Source organism: Streptomyces sp. NBC_00464, from assembly GCF_036013915.1.
GTDB lineage: Bacteria > Actinomycetota > Actinomycetes > Streptomycetales > Streptomycetaceae > Streptomyces.
Genome location: NZ_CP107899.1, coordinates 3,224,888 through 3,244,210 on the forward strand (window position 1 = coordinate 3,224,888; position 19,323 = coordinate 3,244,210).

21 protein-coding genes are annotated in these 19,323 nt (G+C 69.3%); 11 read left to right on the forward strand and 10 right to left on the reverse strand.

The window, feature by feature from the left end; all coding sequences use genetic code 11:
* Positions 1 to 178: 178 nt before the first annotated feature.
* Together OG912_RS14260 and OG912_RS14265 are read left to right on the forward strand one after the other, a co-directional pair.
* A complete protein-coding gene (locus OG912_RS14260; RefSeq protein ID WP_327709656.1) occupies positions 179 to 757 on the forward strand; it encodes a carboxymuconolactone decarboxylase family protein in 579 nt (192 codons plus the stop codon).
* Positions 754 to 1,620 carry an RNA polymerase sigma-70 factor gene (locus OG912_RS14265; RefSeq protein ID WP_327709657.1) on the forward strand — a complete coding sequence of 289 codons (867 nt, stop codon included), beginning with the start codon at positions 754 to 756 and terminating at the stop codon, positions 1,618 to 1,620. The genes OG912_RS14260 and OG912_RS14265 overlap by 4 nt, the downstream gene beginning before the upstream one ends.
* Positions 1,621 to 1,728: 108 nt before the next feature.
* Here the strand turns inward: OG912_RS14265 and OG912_RS14270 are convergent, their stop codons facing one another.
* From OG912_RS14270 to OG912_RS14280, 3 genes are all read right to left on the reverse strand, one after another.
* Positions 1,729 to 3,771, reverse strand: coding sequence for a glycosyl hydrolase family 28-related protein (locus OG912_RS14270; protein ID WP_443060973.1), 2,043 nt, complete (start codon positions 3,769 to 3,771; stop codon positions 1,729 to 1,731).
* Positions 3,772 to 3,968: 197 nt separating this feature from the next.
* Complete coding sequence (locus tag OG912_RS14275; protein ID WP_327709659.1) at positions 3,969 to 4,418, reverse strand: DUF4267 domain-containing protein; 450 nt, start codon at positions 4,416 to 4,418, stop codon at positions 3,969 to 3,971.
* 130 nt (positions 4,419 to 4,548) lie between these two features.
* Positions 4,549 to 4,899: an antibiotic biosynthesis monooxygenase family protein gene (locus OG912_RS14280; protein ID WP_326737793.1), complete on the reverse strand. Its 351-nt coding sequence runs from the start codon at positions 4,897 to 4,899 to the stop codon at positions 4,549 to 4,551.
* A 178-nt stretch (positions 4,900 to 5,077) separates the two neighbouring features.
* On the opposite strand from OG912_RS14280, the gene OG912_RS14285 reads away from it, so the two are divergent.
* Positions 5,078 to 5,659 carry a TetR/AcrR family transcriptional regulator gene (locus OG912_RS14285; RefSeq protein ID WP_326737792.1) on the forward strand — a complete coding sequence of 194 codons (582 nt, stop codon included), beginning with the start codon at positions 5,078 to 5,080 and terminating at the stop codon, positions 5,657 to 5,659.
* Positions 5,660 to 5,723: 64 nt separating this feature from the next.
* Here the strand turns inward: OG912_RS14285 and OG912_RS14290 are convergent, their stop codons facing one another.
* On the reverse strand, positions 5,724 to 5,966 hold the full coding sequence (locus OG912_RS14290) for a hypothetical protein (RefSeq protein WP_326737791.1): 243 nt from the start codon (positions 5,964 to 5,966) through the stop codon (positions 5,724 to 5,726).
* Positions 5,956 to 6,195, reverse strand: a complete 240-nt coding sequence (locus tag OG912_RS14295) for a hypothetical protein (protein ID WP_327709660.1) — start codon at positions 6,193 to 6,195, stop codon at positions 5,956 to 5,958. Before OG912_RS14295 ends, OG912_RS14290 begins: the two co-directional genes overlap by 11 nt.
* 113 nt (positions 6,196 to 6,308) lie before the next feature.
* Between OG912_RS14295 and OG912_RS14300 the strand changes: the two genes are divergently transcribed.
* Both OG912_RS14300 and OG912_RS14305 read left to right on the forward strand, forming a co-directional pair.
* The gene (locus tag OG912_RS14300; RefSeq protein ID WP_327709661.1) at positions 6,309 to 7,151 is read left to right on the forward strand and encodes a helix-turn-helix domain-containing protein; all 843 of its coding nucleotides are present in this window, start codon (positions 6,309 to 6,311) and stop codon (positions 7,149 to 7,151) included.
* A complete protein-coding gene (locus OG912_RS14305) occupies positions 7,132 to 7,398 on the forward strand; it encodes a DUF397 domain-containing protein (protein ID WP_327709662.1) in 267 nt (88 codons plus the stop codon). Before OG912_RS14300 ends, OG912_RS14305 begins: the two co-directional genes overlap by 20 nt.
* Positions 7,399 to 7,480: 82 nt before the next feature.
* On the opposite strand, the gene OG912_RS14310 is transcribed toward OG912_RS14305, so the two are convergent.
* Positions 7,481 to 8,875, reverse strand: coding sequence for a hypothetical protein (locus OG912_RS14310; protein ID WP_327709663.1), 1,395 nt, complete (start codon positions 8,873 to 8,875; stop codon positions 7,481 to 7,483).
* Between the two features lie 560 nt (positions 8,876 to 9,435).
* Here OG912_RS14310 and OG912_RS14315 point away from each other — a divergent pair.
* Complete coding sequence (locus OG912_RS14315; protein ID WP_443060974.1) at positions 9,436 to 10,359, forward strand: hypothetical protein; 924 nt, start codon at positions 9,436 to 9,438, stop codon at positions 10,357 to 10,359.
* The gene (locus OG912_RS14320) at positions 10,356 to 10,805 is read left to right on the forward strand and encodes a hypothetical protein (RefSeq protein WP_327709664.1); all 450 of its coding nucleotides are present in this window, start codon (positions 10,356 to 10,358) and stop codon (positions 10,803 to 10,805) included. Before OG912_RS14315 ends, OG912_RS14320 begins: the two co-directional genes overlap by 4 nt.
* A gap of 211 nt (positions 10,806 to 11,016) precedes the next feature.
* On the opposite strand, the gene OG912_RS14325 is transcribed toward OG912_RS14320, so the two are convergent.
* Positions 11,017 to 11,607: a TetR/AcrR family transcriptional regulator gene (locus OG912_RS14325; protein WP_327709665.1), complete on the reverse strand. Its 591-nt coding sequence runs from the start codon at positions 11,605 to 11,607 to the stop codon at positions 11,017 to 11,019.
* Positions 11,608 to 11,766: 159 nt separating this feature from the next.
* Here OG912_RS14325 and OG912_RS14330 point away from each other — a divergent pair, with 159 nt between their 5' ends.
* The gene (locus tag OG912_RS14330; protein WP_327709666.1) at positions 11,767 to 12,786 is read left to right on the forward strand and encodes an aldo/keto reductase; all 1,020 of its coding nucleotides are present in this window, start codon (positions 11,767 to 11,769) and stop codon (positions 12,784 to 12,786) included.
* A 375-nt stretch (positions 12,787 to 13,161) separates the two neighbouring features.
* Here the strand turns inward: OG912_RS14330 and OG912_RS14335 are convergent, their stop codons facing one another.
* Together OG912_RS14335 and OG912_RS14340 are read right to left on the reverse strand one after the other, a co-directional pair.
* The gene (locus OG912_RS14335; RefSeq protein WP_327709667.1) at positions 13,162 to 13,605 is read right to left on the reverse strand and encodes a DUF6461 domain-containing protein; all 444 of its coding nucleotides are present in this window, start codon (positions 13,603 to 13,605) and stop codon (positions 13,162 to 13,164) included.
* A gap of 124 nt (positions 13,606 to 13,729) precedes the next feature.
* Positions 13,730 to 13,930 (reverse strand): hypothetical protein, encoded by a 201-nt coding sequence (locus OG912_RS14340; RefSeq protein ID WP_327709668.1) that lies wholly within the window; start codon positions 13,928 to 13,930, stop codon positions 13,730 to 13,732.
* A gap of 121 nt (positions 13,931 to 14,051) precedes the next feature.
* Here OG912_RS14340 and OG912_RS14345 point away from each other — a divergent pair, with 121 nt between their 5' ends.
* Positions 14,052 to 14,780, forward strand: a complete 729-nt coding sequence (locus OG912_RS14345; RefSeq protein WP_327709669.1) for a DUF4232 domain-containing protein — start codon at positions 14,052 to 14,054, stop codon at positions 14,778 to 14,780.
* Between the two features lie 141 nt (positions 14,781 to 14,921).
* The gene (locus OG912_RS14350; protein WP_443060975.1) at positions 14,922 to 16,760 is read left to right on the forward strand and encodes an eCIS core domain-containing protein; all 1,839 of its coding nucleotides are present in this window, start codon (positions 14,922 to 14,924) and stop codon (positions 16,758 to 16,760) included.
* Here the strand turns inward: OG912_RS14350 and OG912_RS14355 are convergent.
* On the reverse strand, positions 16,757 to 18,448 hold the full coding sequence (locus OG912_RS14355) for a CocE/NonD family hydrolase (protein WP_327709670.1): 1,692 nt from the start codon (positions 18,446 to 18,448) through the stop codon (positions 16,757 to 16,759). The genes OG912_RS14350 and OG912_RS14355 overlap by 4 nt on opposite strands.
* Positions 18,449 to 18,554: 106 nt before the next feature.
* Here OG912_RS14355 and OG912_RS14360 point away from each other — a divergent pair, with 106 nt between their 5' ends.
* Entirely contained in the window at positions 18,555 to 19,271 is a 717-nt protein-coding gene (locus OG912_RS14360) for a TetR/AcrR family transcriptional regulator (protein WP_327709671.1), read from the forward strand.
* Positions 19,272 to 19,323: the final 52 nt, after the last annotated feature.

Below are 19,323 nucleotides of genomic sequence, written 5' to 3' on the forward strand. Positions count from 1 at the left end.
CAACCCGGCCGGGCCTCCGGAAACCGGGGGCGGCACCGCAAGCTCGGCGAGGTGGTGCGTGAACCTAGGAGGAGCCCGTTACTGGGGTATTACTGGCCGCTTCTTCACGGTGGTTGTCACATGCGCGGGCCGGGCGGTGTCTTCATGCCACACAGGCAGACTTCCAAGGAGAAACACCATGGCACTGCGTATTTCCAAGGCCGAGCTCCCCGCCCAGCTCAAGGACAGCATGATCAAGCAGCTCGGGGCCGTACCCGAGAACGTCGAGGTGCTCTGGCACAGCCCCGGCGTCGCCCGGGACAACCTGGAGTTCGGCGGCAAGGTGGGCGCGTGGGACGCGGCCGAGGCGAGTCTCAAGTCGTTCGCGCACATGGCCGTCGCGGCCCAGGTCGGCTGCAGTTGGTGCCTCGACATCGGGTACTTCCAGGCGCAGAACGCGAACCTGGATCTGACCAAGGCGAGCCAGGTGCCGCGCTGGCGGGAGTCGGAGGTCTTCGAGCCGCTGGAACGGGACGTGCTGGAGTACGCCGAGGCCATGACGAACACGCCGCTGACCGTCACCGACGAGCTGTACGCGGGCCTGCTCGCCCGGCTCGGCCCTGCGGCGATGATCGAGCTCACCGCGTTCATCGCCTACGTCAATCTTGCGACCAGGGCGAACGTGGCGAACGGGGTCGAGTCGCAGGGCTTCTCAGCCGCGTGCGAGATCCCGCTGGCCGGGCGCCCGGAGAAGTCCGGCGTAGCGTCGGCGTCATGACCGAGGACCCGTTCGTCGCGCATCGCAACCTGCTGTTCACGGTCGCCTACGAGATGCTCGGCTCGGCGGCCGACGCGGAGGACGTGCTGCAGGAGTCCTGGCTGCGATGGGCCGCCGTCGACCAGGCACAGGTGAACGACCCGCGGGCCTACCTCGTCCGGATCGTCACCCGACAAGCACTGAACCGGCTGCGCACGGTGTCGCGCAGCCGGGTGGACTACGTGGGCGAGTGGCTGCCGGAACCGCTGCTGACCAGCCCTGATGTCGCCGAGGACGTCGAGCTCGCGGAGAGCGTCTCGATGGCGCTGCTGACCGTGCTGGAGACGCTCGGGCCGACCGAGCGGGCGGTGTTCGTGCTCCGCGAGGTCTTCGACATGCCGTACGGCGAGATCGCCGAGGCCGTCGGGAAGTCCGCGGCCGCGGTACGGCAGACCGCGCGGCGGGCCCGCGAGCACGTGGCGGCCCGGCGGCCGCGGGTGCAGGTCAGCCGTTCCGAGCAACAGGCCGTGGTGGAACAGTTTCTGGCCGCGTTGCGCACCGGTCAGGTACGGGAGCTGATGGAGATCATGGCACCGGATGTGGTGCTGGTCGCCGACGGTGGCGGGATTGCGGCGGCCGCGCTCGCTCCGCTCCACGGGGCCGAACTGGTGGCGGCGGTGCTCGGGCGCGCGAACCAGGTGAAGGGGGTGGTCGAGACGATGCCGCTGTGGCTCAACGGCGCGCCTGCCGGCCGGATCGAGGTCGACGGCGAGCCGGCCGCGGTGAGCCTTGTGGTGGAGGACGGGCTGATCACCCGGGTCTATCTGGTGAGGAACCCGCGGAAGCTGACGCGGCTGGACGAACCTGCCGGAATCTCCCGGTAGACCGACGCCCTGACTGCGGCGGCACTCGGCACCCGGCACCCGGCATCTGCTCGATGCCGGGTGCCGCTGGTCTGCCGTTCTACGGTTGAGTGCTTCTACGCGCGCGCCTCACCACGCCCCCGGCGCGGGTGGCGGCACGACCTCGGGCCGGTCGTTGCAGGTGATGGTGTTCGGCAGCAGCCAGGGGGCGAGCCAGTCGCCGTCGTTGCCGCCGAGGTCCGTAAGGGAGAACTCCGAACCGGTCGCGGGGAAATTGAACGACCCGCAGTTGTTGACGCCGACCGCGCCCACGTTGCGCGCGTCCACGTTCTCGAAGGTCGCGCCACCCGCAGCACGGGCGCTCAGTACCGAGGTGCCGGTGCCGTCGACCCTGATGTCCTTGAAGTGGACGCCCTTGATGCCGTACCGGTCCTTCACCGCCCAGTCGGAGACGAGCATGATCGCGTTGTAGGTGCTGTCGAGGTAGTGGTCACCGGTGACCCGGATGTCGGCGGCGTCGATGCTCTTGTCCAGGGCGAAGATCCAGAGCGCGCCGAGCCCGATGTTCCAGTTCAGCTCGTACGTACCGGCGCGGACCGTCGTGTTGTTCGTGAGGTCCAGCTTCCCGGTGAACGGCTCGGCGCCGAACCGGGAGCCGATGTGCAGGGCGCTGCCCTCGCGGACCGGGTCGGCCACGAGGTTGTTCGAGACGGTGATGTCGGTGCCGCCGTAGATCGCGATGCCGTTGGCGAGGACCGGGGTCTGGACGGTGTTGTGGTCGAAGGTGTTGCGGGCGTTCGCGGTCTTCTCGGACCACATGGCGAGGCCGTCGTCGCCGGAGTTGCGTACGAAGGTGTTCGTCACCCGTGAATCGCTCACACCCGTATGGAAGTTGATGGCATCGGCGATCTGGTCGACGATGATGTTGTCGCTGATCCGCAGGTTCTTCATCGGGCCGTCGAACCACATGCCGACCTTGGTGTGGCTGATGTGCAGGCCCTCGATGGTCGAGTCGCTCATCGCGCCCCCGATGGCGTTGACCTGGTCGGTGTCGATGCGGCTCCGTACGTCGCCCTCGATGGCGAAGCGGGAGAGGTGGACGTTGCGGCTGCCGCCGTCGGCTGCGTCCTTGCCGTAGAAACCGACGCCGGTGTGGGTCGAGCCGTCGGCTGCCGGGGTGTCGAGCGCGACCTCCCGGCCCTTGATCTTCGTGTACCAGTTACCGGCACCGGTGATCGTGACGTCGTCGACGACGATGTGCCGGTCGACCCGGTACGTACCCGGCGGGATGTACACCGTGAGGTGGGTGCGCCCGGCGAAGGCGATGGCCTTGTCGATCGCGTCCGCCGCATCGCGCCGGCCGGTCGGATCGGCCCCGAACGCAAGGACGTTGGCGGCGAGAAGCTCGACGTGCGGGCGCCCGACGAGCTCCGAGTCCAGCAGGTCGACCGTCGTCGACGCGGCCCGGCTGCCGGCCGGGACGGTGAGCCGTACGGTGTCGCCCGCACGGTACGTCCGGCCGAGCAGGAGCCGCTGCTCGTCGTAGAAGTGACTGGGCCGGAACGGCTTCTCCACGACCGGGGCGGGGGTCGTGGCGTCGGGCACGCAGGAGCACTCGGTGATCCACCAGTCGGGGTGGAGCAGCCCGGCGCCGGGGTCGTCGGAGAACGGGTACTGGTTGTACAGCCAGGAGTACTGCGAGGTCAGCGTCATGGTGGAGCGCTTCTTGCCGTTCACCGCGACATCGAGCGGTGCGGTGATCCCGCCGCCGCCCGGGGCGTCCGGAATGCTGTAGCGCACGGTGATCGCGTTGGCCGCCGCCGGGAGCGTGAACTCGACGTACTGGCCCGGGGTCAGCTTGACCGCCTTACGGCCGGACGCCTCGGCGGGGAGCGTGTACGCGGTGCGGTCCGGGCCGATGACCGTCCCGTTCGTGGCCGCGTTCTCGGCCTCCTGCTCGACGAACGCCACCTTCGCGCCCCGGCCCGCGACGAGCGCCGGGTCCAGGGCGGCCCGGGTGACGACGGGGGCCGGGGCGGCGCCCGCCGGCGTCCCGGCGAGCACCCCGAGGCCGACGGCGGCAGCAGTCATCGAGGCAACGGCGGCCGCGCACAGTCCTGTTCGGCGCGGTCTTCGCGCTCTCGCTCCGGCAGCGGTGGTCTTCCATGGCATCGCAGGCCCGTTTCTCTGAGGAGTTCCGAGGAGGAGGGGTGGGGTGGGGAGGGGTGAACGACCAGGACGTCCGGGCGGGGCGGCCGCCGAGAAGGTGAGGCGACAGTAGGACCCGCACGTCCCGCCCCACAAGACTCCCGCTAGGAGATTTTCGCGAGCTTGCCGATTAACTGCACACTCTCATCATGTTTTTGCGTTCACCGGGCCACCTCGTTACGGAAGCCGACCTCGCGCTCAGCGGGCGCCTGGCGGACCTCGTGGGCCTTGCCGGTCTCACGGAGGATCAGCAGGCCAGTGATCGCGATCGCCGCCGAGGTCAGGCCGTGGATGCCGAACGCGGCGGCGATGGAGCCGTGGTGGGCCAGGACGTTGATCATGTCGCCGAACGGGGCGACGGCCTCCATCAGCAGGACCCAGCCCAGGGCCCGGCGGTGGCCCGTCACCAGCAGGATGCCGACGACCAGGCCCATCGCGAATTCACGGATGCCCTTCATGACGAGGAATCCGTCGCCGTCACCGGCGGGCCAGTCCGGCAGGCCAACGCCTGGAGTGGACGCCTCGGGGGCCAGGATGAAGGACAGCCCGAGGTAGAGAACGAACAGGGCGCAGACGGCGGCCAGGACGGTGTTGACGTTCTTCAGCAACATGGTGCTTCTCCTTCGACGTTCGACCTGGGAGCTCGGCGGCCTCGACGGCCGGGCATGGCGCATGGATGCGTGACTGCTCGGAGGAGGGCAGGAGTTCTCCGGCCGCCCTCCCCCGGGTACAGCTGCCGTGTCATGCGTCGATCTGCTCGAAGATGTGCGGGTACGACACGATGTCTTCGGGGAACTCGGCCGCCATGCGCTGAAACTCCGGGCTGCCGAACGCCGCGGCGAGCGCCTCGGTCGACTCCCAGACCGCGACGTTCATCAGAAGCCGGCTGTCCGCCGTTCCCTTGTGCATCCGCAGGGAGACGAATCCCGGCTGAGCCTTCATGAACTCCGCCTGCCTCCGAAAGAGGGCCAGGAACGCTTCGGTCCGCTCCTTCGGGACGAAGAAGGTGTTGGCCAGGACGATGGGTCCGGTCTCCTCCTTGAACTGCGCGAACATCGGCGTACTCGGGTCCAGGCTCTGCAGCTTGGCCATCTTCGGCACTCCCTCTCACTGTCGCTGTTCCCACGGCACCGAGGCCGTCCACCGCCGCACTGGATCCAGCGGCACGCCAACGACCGCGGCAAGGCCAACGCTTGTTGGCCAACCAGTGTTGGCAAACGTAGAGCCATGAATCTGGACTGTCAACACGTGTTGGCCTATGTTTGTTGGCATGACCGGCAGCACGGAGAACCAGCAGGCCGCACGGCGTTCCGACGCCACTCGCGCCGCGATCCTCGCCGCAGCCCGCGAGCGGTTCGCGGCGGACGGCTACGAGAAGGCGACCATCCGGTCCATCGCACGCGACGCGAAGATCGACCCGTCGATGGTGATGCGCTACTACGTCAACAAGGCGGGCCTGTTCGCGGCGGCCGTGGCGATCGACCCGGGGCTGCCGGGCCTTTCCCTCGAACCGCGCGAGGAGATCGGCCGCACGCTGGTGCGCCACTTCCTCACCCTGTGGGAGGAGAACGGCGAGCTCACCGCGCTGATGCGGGTCGGCGCCACCGACCAGGCCGCCGCCGATCGCATGCAGAGCGTGCTGCGCGAGCAGTTGATCCCGCTGGCCCGTCGGCTGGGCCACGAGCCGGAGCAGGCGCAGGCGCGGGCGGCACTGTGCGTCTCGACCGTGCTGGGGCTCGCGCTGACACGCTACGTACTGCGGTTCCCGGCGAGCGTCGCGCTCGGCCGCGAGGAGATCGTGGACTGGCTCGGACCCACGCTCCAGCGGTATCTCACCGCGCCCACGCCCTGAAGAACGCGCCGAAGCGCCTACCTGCGGCCCCGGTCGCGGCGCATGCCCTCAACCCGCCCCTCCCTCACCGAGGCAGCCGCCCCTCCCAGTTCACCTCCGTCACCCGCGCCCGGAGCACGAGCCCCGGCGGCGCCGGCCTGACACAGCCGGGCGGGCAGTCCCACTCCGCTCCCCCACCGGGCGGGCGCAGCTGCACATACGGGCCGACCCGCCCCATCACCCGGCCCACGCGCCCGTCCCGCGCATCGACCGCGAACGACCCGGGCTCCGGCGTACACGCCTCCAGCCCTTCAGCATCAGCCGTCACGACCGGCCCTCTTTCCTTCCAGCACCTGCGACAGCCGCAACGCCGTGGCGAGGTTGCAGCGGCCCAGGTCGAGGAGCGCGACCGGCTCGTCACCCGCGAACGAGACCGGGTCGATCCGCAGCGAGGGCAGCACGACCCCGACCCCCGCGAACCCGCCCCGCAACCGCGCCACCAGCTCCTCCGCCTCCCGCATCCTGCCCGCCACCATGTGCCGCTCCGTAGTCGTCATGATCCATTCCTTCCACTCTGAGTAGTTCCGATGCATACCCAGCGTGGCCAATCCCTCGTTAGCCTGGAAGAGGTGCAGTTCCAACAACGGCACGTGTGCCACAGGGAGTTGTCATGCCAGGTCCCAGAAAGCTCGACCCCTCCTCCTCTCCGCGCGCTCTTCTCGGCGCCGAGCTCCGCCACCGAAGAGAGGAAGCGGGCCTCTCCCAGGCCGAGCTCGGCGCCCCGCTCTTCGTCAGCGGCTCGTTCATCGGACAGCTGGAGTCCGGGGTGCGGCGGATGCAGATGGACCAGGCGGAGAAGTTCGACGAGGTGTTGGGCGCGGACGGTTTCTTCGTACGGAACTGCGCGGCGCTGAAGAAGTCGAAGTACCCGGATCACTTCGCCGAGGCAGCTGAGGCAGAGGCCCGAGCCATAACGATCAAGGAGTACGCGCCTCAGCTCATCCCCGGCCTGCTCCAGTCAGAGACCTACGCGCGGGCGGTGTTCCGGGAGTACCAGCCGACAGCCGTCGCCAGCGCGATCGACGACTTGGTGGCGGCCCGGCTGGAGCGCGCACAACTCCTCGCCGATCCAACTCAGCCAATGTTGTGGGCGGTCCTGGACGAGGCGGTATTACGACGAACAGTTGGCGGACCTGGCGTGATGTCAGGAGCCCTTCACCACGTCGCGACGTTGGTCCAGCAGCATCGAATCATCGTGCAGGTCCTTCCGTTCTCAGCCGGCGGCCATGCCGCAATGGGAGGCGGCCTCAAGCTCATGGCCTTCTCCGATGCGCCTCCACTCGCCTACTTGGACGGGCTCGGAGCGGGACAACTCCTGGACGATCCAGACACGGTCAGCAAGTACGAACTGACCTACGATCTGGTGGTGGCCAGCGCGATCTCACCGGCAGCGTCCCTGGCCTTGATCGAGTCGGTGGCGGAGGATTACGAAAATGAAGCTCAGCGATTCTGACTACGACCTGTCCACGGCGACCTGGCACAAGTCCTCGTACAGCGGCGGCAGCGGCGGGGACTGCCTAGAGGTCGCCACTTGGCGCAAGTCCACCTACAGCGACGGCAGTGGCGGCAACTGCCTCGAAGTCCTCGACGGCGTCCCCGAGATCGTCCCCGTCCGCGACTCCAAGGTGCCCGACGGCCCGGCGCTGGTGTTCCGCGCAGCGACCTGGTCGACCTTCGTGGCCGAACTGAAGAGGTCCTGAGCAGAGCACCTTGTGCAGCGGAACACGTACGGCCCGCCGGGCGAATGCTCGGCGGGCCGTGTCGTGTCGGGATGGTTCGGCGTCAGCTCCGGGCCGCGCGGCGGCGGACCAGCAGGATCGCGCCGGCACCGGCGGCAACGATCGCGGCAGCCGCGCCCGCCAGGGGCAGAGTCGAACCGGAGCCGGTGTTCGCCAGCCCGCCACCGGTGGTCGAGGAGCCCGAGGAGCCCGACGTACCGCTCGTCGCGGAGCCGGTCGTCGCGGAGCCCCCGGTAGAACCGGAACCGCCCGTGGAAGCGGAGCCACCGGCGGACGCAGTGCCGGAACCGCCGTTGGAACCGGAGCCACCCGAGGACGCGGTACCGGAACCACCGGTGGAGGACGTCGAGCCGCTACCGCCAGTCGAGCCGTCACCGCCCGTTGAACCGGACCCGCCCGTGGAACCGGAACCGCCTGTCGAGCCAGTGCCGTTGTCCAGCAGAAGCGTGGCGCTGTCGTTCTTCTTGTTCTTGTCGAACGGGCGCGCCTTCGCTTCGAGGGACACCGAAACCTTGGCCCCGGGAACGGCCTTGTCGATGCGCAGCGTGAGGAGGAAGGGATCAGTGGCGCCCGCCCTCAGGGAGCCATGCGTGTAGGGAACGCAGTTGTAGCTACCGGCGCTGACCTTGCGGCAGCGGACATCCTTCTTCGTCACGGTCGTTCCGGCGGGCACCTTGAGCAGAAACTGGGTCAGCGAGGTTTCGCTGTCGTAGTGGTTCACCCAGGCCGGTCCCGCGTTGGTGAACGTCGCCTCCATCGTGAGCGTCTTACCGACGCGCTCCGTCTCCCGCACCGACATCTGGAAGTCGGCCGTGTTCACCGCATCCACCAACAGATCGGAAGAGTCCCACTCCGAGTCACCGGCCCGGTGCGGGTCAACGCCGGCCACCGGAGTGGTCGAGGGCAGCTCGATCAACTTCATCGCAGGTCCACTACCGGGCCAGTTCTGGGCGTCGCTGTCGTCCAGGGGCTCATAGCTGGAGACCATCGCGTGGGCCCGCTCGTTCAGCGCGTGATCGAGGACGTTCAGCGCCAGAGTCTTCTCTGGCGCGTAAATGCCGCCGGCCTTCACCGTCTGATCGAACTCGCAGATCACGATGTGGGCATCGGATTCGGATTCGACGGCGAGCCCTCGGCGATAGCAGTTGGAGGGCAGCCCGTCCCGGAGGTCCAGCCCTCTGCTGAAGGTGTAGCTCAGGAAGATCTTGTCGCGTGCCTCGGCTCCCTTGTTCGCGAAGGTGACGGGCAGCTCGACGCTGCTGCCGGTCTTCACCCCGGCGAGGGACTTCAGTGGCTGTATGAACAAATCTCCGGCCAGGCGGCCGTCCTCTGCGGAAGCGGGTGCCGCAGCCGCGCCCATGGCGATCAGGGCGATGGCTCCGACCGCGGCGGCGGTTCTGCGCAGCGGGCGGAAGCGGTCGGCAGCAGTTCCGAGCATGGGTGATCCCTTGCAGTGAAGCGATGGATACGTACGGACGAACAACGGGGGAACGACGGTTCCGACACATCAGACGCACCATGACATCGGACGGTTGTACGACAACAACGCCGAAGGAGGCCCGCCCCTCCGCGACAAACGGCTCCACACCTCCCAGGACGGCGCTCACACTCCGGGGCTCAAGCGCCGAGATCTCCGGGCCCGGAAAGTTGGGAGCGAATTGGGCGCGGCAGATGCGACCGGGACGGCCTCGCCTTCATGGACGGGCGCCCATATCTCTCCCAACTCCGCGCCGAGGGTGGGACTTGGGGCGGAGCCCGCACGCGGTTGCGGTGCGGATCCCGACTCGGGGCTCAAGCGTCGAGATCCGAGCGCTCTTTCAGCGGAATGGGTGGAGGGATTGATTCCCACCCACCCTCCCTGCCTGGCGGGTTGACTTTTCGCGATCGACTTGCGACGGACGGTAGCGACGCTCTAGCGTCAGCCAGGACACGACGGCCCCCGCCGGTGCGCAAACACCGAGCAGGGGCCTGACCAGGACGATCGTGAAAGGCGATCCCATGGCTGCCAACCAGCTTAGTGCTGCCCCTGTCTCCCCGCCCGGCCCCGTGCCCACGCACGACCACCCGATGGCGAACCCCGGATACGGCAAGCGTTCCGCACCGGACCAACGCCCCCGCACCGGGCACGACTTCGCCCACCTCCTCCCCCGCGACGCCGCCATCGCCACGTACATCGACGGCCTGTGCGACGGCGCCGACATCTCCGTGAAGATGCTCGCCAAGGTGCTGCCGTACGGACAGTGTGCGCTGCGGACCAGCCTGAACCGGCTCCAGGAGGAAGGGCATCTGCGCCGGGGCAGCGAATGCATCGCGACCGAGGAGGCGCTGCTCTGGGTGACGCGTACGTTCTTCTCCCGCACCTCCCGCGACGACGAGTGGTGGGCGGCGTACACCCGGGGCGACGTACCGCCGGAAACCCAACGGCCCACCCGCTCCCGGTCGTACATCCTGCTTGCCGCACTCGGGGAGGCCGCGCCCACGCTGCCACTGTCCCACGCCCACTGCGTGGAGCTGGAGCCTCAGGTCAACGAATGGTTCGAGCGCGGCTCCACCGAGGCCGAGATCATGTGCGCACTGACCCAGGGACTGCCGGTACCGGTCTACAGCCCATTCCATTTCGTCCGCACGAGGCTGCTCGACAAGCTGCCGCCGGCACGCATCGCCCCCGTCCGCGAGGTCGTCCTGCGGACCCTGGAATGCCGCGAGTGCCGCGCCCCCGGCAGCCCCGAGGCGATGCGGGGCGGCATCTGCGGAGCGTGCCGGGGCAAGCCCGGCGACACACCCAGGGGCCCGGCGGGCGCCGTGCCCGTGCAGGGCGTACGGGCCCGGATGAGCGCGGTACGTGCGGGGCTGATGCCCCGGGAGGAGCGTCCCCAGCGGCGGCCCCTGTCATCGAAGCCCCCCACGGAGGACAAGGCATGACCATTCCCGAACCGGTGACGATCCGCGGGGACGGCGGGTTGGACGTACTGGTCGTCCCTTCCGCTTCTGTCACCGACCCCCGCCTGTCCGCCGCCGACGTCGGTGTCTACATGCGCTGTCAGTGGCTTTCGCTCATCTGCGGCCGGTACGGCGATCTCGACTGGCTGATCACCGAACTCGGCATGCCGGAGGCAGAGACCCGCGACTCCGTCCGGCGTCTCGTCAAGTTCGGCCACCTCCAACTGGCCAGTGCAGCCGAGGTCGCGTCGCATGCTTCGCATGACATGCGCGACGGCATCCGCGCAGCCATCGAGAAGACGGCCGACGACCTCTTGCCGGCCGAACGTGCCGCGGTCGCCCGGTTCAGCGATCTCGTGGACCGGCACCACACACAGGTGGATGCGGTGTACGAAGCGGAACGGAAGCGCTGGCTGACCGGCTTCTAGCGCGGGCCTCCGCCCGCCGGAGCGTCGGAAGCGGCTGCACCGCCCGGGGAAACGCCATCCGCATTCCCTCTCGGCCGGGACCACGGGACACCGGCATGTGCCGTCGCTCCGACACCATCGCCCGAAGGGCGGGCGAGGCGGGCCCGGTGCGGGCGGCCGGTGAACATGAACAGGTCGGGCCGCACGTCCTCGCCGGTCCCGCCCACCACGGTCAGCCCGGTTGCCGCAGTCCTGCGACAAGGAGGGCGACCAGTCGGCGCGCGTCGTAACGGGGGTCGCTGTCGGCCCCGATGCAGAGGTTTCCGATGCCGCGCATGAGCTGGTAGGCGTCCAGGTCGGAGCCGATCTCGCCGGAGGCGGTGGCGGCGTCGAGAAGCCGGTCGCACACCGGCAGGAGGCGATCGACGAAGTAGGCGTGGAGTGCCCCGAAGTCGGCGTTGCCGTTCTGCAGCGCAGCGGCGAGGCCGTGCTTGGTGACCAGGAAGTCGACGAAGAGGTCGAGCCAGCGTTCCAGTGCGGCGTGCGGAGTGGGGGCGGACGCCAGCAGGGCCGGACCGGCCTCGGCGCATGCCTCGACCTGGTGCCGGTAGACGGCGATGACGAGATCCGCCCGCGTCGGGAAGTGGCGGTAGATGGTGGCCGTCCCGACGCCGGCCTCGGCCGCGATGTCGCGTACCGGCGCCTCCACGCCCGACGTGACGAAGACGGTGGCGGCCGCGTCGAGCAGCGCCTCCTTGTTGCGCCGGGCGTCCGCCCGTTTGGGCGGGGTCGCGCGCCCTGCGCCCCGGTCTCCTTCAGTCACCGCGCCATTCCCTCCATTGCCCGCCTTGTTAAACGGGACAGTGTTCCGTATCGTTAAACGGGACAAGGTTCCGCTTGCTCATGATGTCAGAGCAAGGGGCCGACAGCCAAGCCACGGCTGGGTTCGGCCACACCTCACCCGCTATGGAGGAACACGGTCATGCACTACCGCACCTTGGGCAGCACCGGTGTACAGGTCAGCTCCCTCGCGCTCGGCGCGATGAACTTCGGCAGGACGGGGCGCACCACCCAGGACGAGGTCACCGCCCTCGTCGACGCCGCTCTCGAAAACGGCATCAACCTCATCGACACCGCCGACGTGTACAGCGGCGGCGAGTCGGAGGAGCTGCTCGGCAAGGCCATCGCCGGCCGCCGCGACGACATCGTGCTGGCCACGAAGGCGGGCCTGCCGATGGGCGACGGGCCCAACCACCAGGGCAGTTCGCGCCGCTGGCTGATCACCGAGCTGGACAACAGTCTTCGCCGCCTCGGTGTCGACCACGTCGACCTGTACCAGATCCACCGGTGGGACCCGCGCACCAGTGACGAGGAGACGCTGTCGGCGCTGACCGACCTGCAACGGGCGGGAAAGATCCGCTACTTCGGCTCCTCGACGTTCCCCGCGTACCGCATCGCGCAGGCCCAGTCGGCCGCTCGCGAGTATCGCCTGGGCCGGTACGTCACCGAACAGCCGAGCTACTCGATCCTGCAGCGCGGAATCGAGAGCCATGTGCTGCCCGTGGCCGAGCAGTACCGGCTCGGTGTGCTGGTGTGGAGCCCGCTGGCTTCGGGCTGGCTGTCGGGCGCGATCCGTGAGGGACAGGCCGTCACCACCAACCGCTCGGCGTTCATGCCGCAACGCTTCGACACCGCCGTCCCCGCCAACCGGGCCAGGCTCGATGCCGTCGAGCAGTTGGCCGAGGTCGCCGACGAGGCGGGCCTGACCCTGATCCAGCTCGCGCTCGGATTCGTGACCGCGCACCCCGCCGTGACCAGCGCGCTCATCGGCCCCCGCACACTGGACCACCTCCACTCACAGCTCGCCGCCGCCGACACCGTGCTCTCCGCCGACGTGCTGGACGCGATCGACGCGATCGTCGCTCCCGGCACCGACCTGGCCCCGCACGAGAAGCACGACACTCCGCCCGCACTGCTCGACCCGGCGCTGCGGCGCCGCTGACCGTAGGGAGGGGGCTCCGCCGTCCGCGAACGCGCTGCGGCTGACAAACAATGGGGAGAAAATAGTCCGGAACAATGGGGATTAAAAGATGCCGCCTCCGTGGGGGCAGCGCTGATGGTCACAGGTTAGGTAGTTGTGAATCATAAAGATCAGGCAAGGCAGATTCTGAGCCGGTTCGGGTATGTCGTATGGTTCAGGTCGCCGGTGGAGCGCCACCCCTTCTACGGATACTTTCAGGTTTCATTCGTTGGGTGGCGATATGCTGAGCCCCGCGACGAACTGAAGGAACTGTTTGAATCGGCGGTACGTGAGACACCCAAACAGATTGAATGGACATTTAGATCGATCAGGAACTGGATGATCGTACCTACACGTCTAATTCAAGAGGCTGGTCCGGACGGTCAAAACTTTAATGAAGCGATGGATGTGATTCGAGAGAGAGATCAGGAATTCTGTAAGGCAACGGCGGAGGACCTCGAAAGCATCTTTCGGACACTTGCGGAAGCCCCAGCAAGTGATGGCTCGCAATCCGCCTGAACGCAGCGCCTTGATTGCCAAATCTCTGCAGGCCCGATCAGTTGAGAAATGAGTGCGGTTGAGAGCAGTCCGCATTAGCCGCGACGTTTCATGACGGTCCACTCCTCGGCAGGCCGTTCGGGGACAAAGTCCCAGTTCGTACGTGGCGTCCTGGAGGAGGGATTCGGTGACGCGTATGCCGGCGAATTTCTCGGGCAGAGCGAGGACCGCCGCCTTCCCGTCGACGACCGGGGCGCTCTCGTCGTGCTCAGCCTCCTCGGATTCGCCCCCCAACATCCACATCTGCCCTTTCCGGAGAGTTTGTAGTCTCCACTCGCCAGGGAAAGTGCCTCGTTGGTTACTTCTCCGGCCCTACTCGAAGTCATGTCGGACCCGAAACATCCCGACATCCGTGAACGGCGCCCTGTTAGCCCTCGCCCTGCTGGCCCTGGCCGCCGACGCCGTCACGGCCTGCGGCGAGTCCGAGGCCGACTCCGGGCTCCGCCGGAAAACACGCGGCCTCGTCGGCCGCCTCACAGGGTGCCAGCCAGGCGGGCAAGGCGAAGCTGCGCCACCGAAAGCGCCCTTGCTCGCTCCGGACATCGTCACGCCACGGTCGGCGGTTCATCCGAGGGTGGTAACAGATCCCGATTCCGCGTGACCTCACAGCTCGGCCACGGCCACACTCGCCTGTATCGCTTGTACACAGGACGGCCGGGGGGCCGGTCACGGGGGAAGAGGAATGCACCATGAACTCAGGGACGTTCAGAGGCGGTTCAGTACGTCAGGCGCTGCGCACCACCCTCTTGGGGGCGGGCGTGGTCGCGGCCCTGCTGGCAGCCACCGCCTGTCAGCCCTCCGGGGGTGACGACGAGTCCGCCGGCCCGTCCAACTCCGCCCCGGCAGCCGGGAGTCCGTCGAAGGCCGCCGAGCCCTCGGGCGACTCCGGGACCGGGAGCAGCGGCGCGACGGACGAGGCGACCGGGGACAGCGGCGAAACCGGCGGTGGCAACGGCACCAGCCACCAGGACTGCAAGGCCACCGACCTCACGACCGCGGTCGAGCTTCAGGACGCGTCCGGGGAGACCCCCCGCCACTTCCTGCTGACGGTCACCAACGGCAGCACCTCGCCGTGTGTCCTCAACGACGCACCGCTGGTGCGGCTCGGAGCCGGTGACAGCGCTCCGACCGTCGAGCCGCTCGAAGAGCCGGACACCGAGCCCGTGGTCGTCGAGGGAGGCGGTAAGGCGTACGCCGGTCTGTACGTCTTCGGCAACGACGAGGGGGGCGAGGCGGAGTACGACCAGTCCACCCGGTTCACCGCCACCCTGGTCGCCGGTGAGGGCACCGAGCTCAGCGGCACTCTCGTCTTCGGCCTGCCGGGCGGACTCCGCTCCGTCTCCTACGACGACGCGGCGCGGGTGAACGGCTGGGCCAGCACCGAGGGCCTGGCCATGCGCCCGATCAACCAGCTCTGACCGCTCCGCGCAGCGGGCCCGGCGCCGGCGCCCCACCGCCCCGCCGGGCAATGCTCTCTGCCCTCGGAGTACCTGGCCCCGCCCCGTATGTCCCGGGTATACAGGAAAGGTTCACCCCGCCCAGCCCGGAAGGTCACCCGGATGCGCCCGCACGCCTCCAAGCCCGCCCATGACGACGCCGGCACCGATCGTGCGACGGCGAGCAAGCCTTCTCGTACGCCGGAGAGAGCCGCAGGCGCCACGCAGCAGGAGTCGCTCCCGCAGGGGTTGCTCCAGCAGGGGGTGCCCATCCTTCCGCGCGCGGCGGGGAACGCGGCCGTGGTCCAGATGCTGCGTCAGGCGGGCCACCCCGGGGTCGAGGAGGCTCACCAGCACGGCGGGGGCTGCGGGCACGAGTATCAGCAGGACGAGCCGGCCTCGGTGCAGCGCTCCGCCGTGCATGACGTGCTGCGCTCCGCAGGGCAGCCGCTGGACAGCGGAACCCGTACGGACATGGAGGCCCGGTTCGGCGCCGACTTCGCCGACGTACGCATCCACAACGACGGCGCCGCCCGCACCTCCGCCGCCGAGATCGGCGCTCGCGCGTACACCTCGGGAAGCCACATCGTGCTGGGCGACGGCGGGGGCGACCGGCACACCCTGGCCCATGAGCTGACCCACGTCATCCAGCAGCGCCAGGGCCCGGTGAGCGGCAACGACAACGGCGGCGGCCTCAAGGTCTCCGACCCCTCCGACCGGTTCGAACGGGAGGCGGAGGCGCAGGCGACGCGCGTCCTGTCCGGCAGCGCCCCGGTCCGTGCGGCAGCGGAGGCGACGGCCCACGCGCACGGCTCCGGCGAGCCGTCCGTGCAGCGGATGCGCAGCAACAACCCGCACGGCGTCACCGGCGGCGAGCACAACGGGTGGGAGCTGACCGCTCACCACGTCGTCGCCCACTCCCAGCTGACCGGCGCACTGAACTCCATGGACGGCGGGAAGCAGGCGACGCTGCTGCGCCAGGCGGTGCCCGAGGTGATCACCGACACGATGCTGGCGAATCTGAAGGTCAAGATTCCGGCGCACCTGAACAAGGACGACTTCAGGACCAGGTTGCGCGCCGCGCTGGTCAAGAAGGGCGGGGGCGACACGGCCGAGTTCCTGGGGAACAACCTCAAGGAGCTCCGCTATGCCTTCTACGAGTGGCAGGGCGGCAATCAGTTCTTCGGCCCCAACACCAGCCTCCGCGCGGAACCGACCGGTAGCGGGGAGGACACGGACTACGACGGCCTGTCGTTCTCTCCGCTGGGTGCCGCGCGGTTCACGGATCTCACCGCGCTGGGCGACGAGCTGAAGGCCGCGAACGCGGCCGGCGACAAGGATAGGCAGGCCCACCTGCTGCGCCAGATCCTGAGCATCACCGTGAACTCCGCCCCGCGTCCGTTCGACGCCTCGGCCTGGACCGAGGTGACCTCCTTGGCGGAGGTGGACCGGCTGGCCGAAGCCCTGGGCCGGGACCACATGCGGGGCTACACCTACTTCATGATGCGGATGGACGACATCGCGAAGGGGCGGTACACCGGGATCTCCCAGAACGAGGACAGGACGAAGTTCTTCTACTACGGTCAGCCGATCCAGTCGTTGGAGGTCAAGGGCTCGTTCATCTACATCAAGCTGAACACGCAACAGGAAACGGTCGTGACGAAGAAGCAGGTGGCGCTCGCCGAACTCCTGCCCGACGCCCAGCTCCTCGCCGGGAAAATGGAGTTCGACCTGCCCGCCGGTGGTCGCCTCAACAACGGCGCCCTCGCCCTGGACGGATACGCCGGATCGGTCCCCGTCGAGCAGATCTCGCCCACCCGGTTCCGGATGGACCAGAACATCTTCCGGAACCGGAAGCTCGACACGGACGACGCCGGGATGAAGCTGTCCGACTTCTGCGTGCAGGTCGGCGTCCCGACCTCCACCTTCCTGCCCCGCGTTCTGGTGGAGGCCATGGCCTAGGACCGCTCGCCCGGACCGTACGGCAGCACGAGCGCGGAGTCCGCGTGCACGGTGACGCGCACCGGCACGAACTCCGTCGCGTCCACCCGGGATTCGCCCGTGCCGGGGTTCGGCGCATAGCGCGGGTGGGCGCCCGCGCTGATCTGCCAGCGGATGCGGTGGCCTGCGGCGAAGCGGTACGCGGTGGAGCTCATCGGGACGGCGACATGGGCCGGGTCCTCACCTGACGTACGCAACCGGGCGATTCCGTCGCAGACGTTGGTGGAGCGGCCGGCCGCGTCCACGTCGCACAGCCGGGTGAAGACGTCCGCGTGCCCGCTGTCCGTGGACGCGCCGATCCTCGCGGAGACCGCGCCCAGCACCGTGACGGGCTCGGTCAGGACCGGGCCGGTGAAGGTGAGGACGTCGTCGCGGGACTCCAGCGTGCCGTTGTCCCGGGCGCCGGCCGGGAGGGAGAGCAGCGGGCCGCCGAGGGAGGGCGTCGGGTCGGCGGGGTCGTGGCGGAAGGCGGCCAGGGGGGCGGTGTCCGTGGGCGGCTGCCGGGTGAGGTGGCCGTCGGCGGTCGGGAACCAGGAGGTGGTGGCCGGGTCGAGCGGCCACGCGTCGAGGTCCTGCCACGCCGCGTCCGCGCCGCCCATGTGCACGCGTACGGGGGTGGGGCGCAGCTCCGAGGGGTCGTCGCACAGGTGGGCGCGGAGCCAGGCCAGGCTCTCGGCGAACACTTCGGGCCAGCCCTGCTGCAGGGCGGAGGCGTGGGTCCAGGGGCCGGCGAGCAGGGCCGTCTCGCCGCCTGCCGCGCGCAGCCGTGCGTACTGCGCGAAGGTCTGGTCGACGAGGGCGTCGTGCCAGCCGGTGACGAGGGCGGTGGGGATGCCCGGACGGTCGGCGGCCCCGGCCGCCGACGCTCCCCGCCAGTACGGGTCGTCCGCGTCCGGGTGCGTCATCACGGCGTCGAGCCAGGGCACCTCCTGCCCGAGTGCGGCCGTGTAGGCCCCCTTGAGCGGACGGGTGTTGACGATGTCCTTCAGGTGGCGCTTCAGCCGCAGCGTCGCCTTGATGAACGGCCCCATGCCGCGGTGCTGGTACGTCATCCCGGCGCCGACGAGCAGCGCGTTCTCCAGGTGGAGCACGCCGTCGGTGTGGAAGAGGGCGTACGGGTCGTGCAGGCCGACCTGGACCACCATGGCCTTCAGTTCCGGCGGCGGGTCCAGGGCGAGCGCCCACTGGACGTAGCCGAGGTAGCTGGGTCCGACGGTGCCCAGGGTGCCGTTGAACCAGGGCTGTTCGCGCAGCCAGTTCACCGTGGCGAGGCCGTCTGCGGCCTCGTTGCGCCAGAGGTCGAAGGTGCCGCCCGAGCCGCCGGTGCCGCGGCAGCTCTGGAGGATCACGTGGAAGCCCTGTTCGGCGAAGAGGATCCCGTACTGGGGGGACCAGGGCACGCCCCGGCCGTAGGGCGAGCGCACGAGGAGGGTGGGGAAGTCGCCCGCCTCGCGGGGGAAGTAGTGGTCCGTGATCAGGGGGCTGCCGTCGGCGGCGGGGACCGTCAGCCCCGGCTCCCAGCCGACCCGGTGGCGTCTCGCCGGGAGCCCGCGCCAGGTGGCCCGCATCATCCGGGCGGAGAGCGGGGGCTTCGCGGCCGACGGCGTCCGGGCGGGCCTCTGCAGGGCGTCGTGCGTGCGTGATGTCATCGTTCGCCTCCATCGCTCCACTCATTCTCGTACTGTGTACGAGAATAGACGATGCTTGGATGAGCGGGACAGCAGCCGCAGCAGTGAGGAAGGGAACGGCAGGATCGTGACCCGTGCCGAAGGGGCGGGCGCCACCGGCGTCGACCCCCGAGAACTCTGGCTGACCCCGGACCGGCCCCGCCGGGGGCGCAGGCCCGCCTTCAGCCGCGAGGCGATCACGGTGGCGGCCGTCGCCCTGGCCGACGCCGAGGGAATCGAAGCGGTCACCATGCGGCGGGTCGCCGCCGAGGTGGGCGCCGGCGTCATGTCGCTCTACAGCTACGCCCCCGACAAGGAGACGCTGCTGGACCTGATGATCGACCACGTCAACGGCGAACTGTCCGCGTCCGCTCCGCTCACCGGCGACTGGCGGGCCGACCTCAAGGCCATCGGGCACCTCCAGCGCGACCACATGCTCCGCCACCCCTGGCTGGCCACGGCGGTCCCCGCCCGCCGGACGCTCGGCCCCCGCACCCTCGCCTTCCTGGAGCACGCTCTGGCCGCCCTGCGGCCCAGCGGTCTCGACGGCGGCGCCCGGCTTGAGGTCTTTGCCCAGCTCACCGCGTTCGTGGCCGGGCACGTGGCCCACGAGGTGGCGCAGGCCGAGGCCGCCCTGTCGCCGGACCGCGCCGCGGCCGAGGCGCTCTACCTCACCACCGTCGCGGCGGACGGCCACCACCCGGAACTGGCGGAGGCTCTCGCCTCGGCCGCCCGCCCGGTCACCCCCGACGCCACGTTCGCCCGCTTCCTGAACCGGCTGGTGGACGGGCTGGACGCGGACTGACCGGGCGGGCCCGGCCCGTACATACGACGACACCGGCCCCCGGGGACGAATC

Coding starts and splice junctions, on each gene's coding strand:
- OG912_RS14340 (WP_327709668.1), bottom strand. CDS start 13,930: ATGAACCGCCGACCGTGGCGTGACGATGTCCGGAGCGAGCAAGGGCGC.
- OG912_RS14260 (WP_327709656.1), top strand. CDS start 179: ATGGCACTGCGTATTTCCAAGGCCGAGCTCCCCGCCCAGCTCAAGGAC.
- OG912_RS14350 (WP_443060975.1), top strand. CDS start 14,922: ATGCGCCCGCACGCCTCCAAGCCCGCCCATGACGACGCCGGCACCGAT.
- OG912_RS14335 (WP_327709667.1), bottom strand. CDS start 13,605: ATGTGGATGTTGGGGGGCGAATCCGAGGAGGCTGAGCACGACGAGAGC.
- OG912_RS14270 (WP_443060973.1), bottom strand. CDS start 3,771: ATGCCATGGAAGACCACCGCTGCCGGAGCGAGAGCGCGAAGACCGCGC.
- OG912_RS14275 (WP_327709659.1), bottom strand. CDS start 4,418: ATGTTGCTGAAGAACGTCAACACCGTCCTGGCCGCCGTCTGCGCCCTG.
- OG912_RS14320 (WP_327709664.1), top strand. CDS start 10,356: ATGACCATTCCCGAACCGGTGACGATCCGCGGGGACGGCGGGTTGGAC.
- OG912_RS14285 (WP_326737792.1), top strand. CDS start 5,078: ATGACCGGCAGCACGGAGAACCAGCAGGCCGCACGGCGTTCCGACGCC.
- OG912_RS14355 (WP_327709670.1), bottom strand. CDS start 18,448: ATGACATCACGCACGCACGACGCCCTGCAGAGGCCCGCCCGGACGCCG.
- OG912_RS14280 (WP_326737793.1), bottom strand. CDS start 4,899: ATGGCCAAGCTGCAGAGCCTGGACCCGAGTACGCCGATGTTCGCGCAG.
- OG912_RS14310 (WP_327709663.1), bottom strand. CDS start 8,875: ATGCTCGGAACTGCTGCCGACCGCTTCCGCCCGCTGCGCAGAACCGCC.
- OG912_RS14330 (WP_327709666.1), top strand. CDS start 11,767: ATGCACTACCGCACCTTGGGCAGCACCGGTGTACAGGTCAGCTCCCTC.
- OG912_RS14295 (WP_327709660.1), bottom strand. CDS start 6,195: ATGACGACTACGGAGCGGCACATGGTGGCGGGCAGGATGCGGGAGGCG.
- OG912_RS14305 (WP_327709662.1), top strand. CDS start 7,132: ATGAAGCTCAGCGATTCTGACTACGACCTGTCCACGGCGACCTGGCAC.
- OG912_RS14315 (WP_443060974.1), top strand. CDS start 9,436: ATGGCTGCCAACCAGCTTAGTGCTGCCCCTGTCTCCCCGCCCGGCCCC.
- OG912_RS14300 (WP_327709661.1), top strand. CDS start 6,309: ATGCCAGGTCCCAGAAAGCTCGACCCCTCCTCCTCTCCGCGCGCTCTT.
- OG912_RS14345 (WP_327709669.1), top strand. CDS start 14,052: ATGAACTCAGGGACGTTCAGAGGCGGTTCAGTACGTCAGGCGCTGCGC.
- OG912_RS14265 (WP_327709657.1), top strand. CDS start 754: ATGACCGAGGACCCGTTCGTCGCGCATCGCAACCTGCTGTTCACGGTC.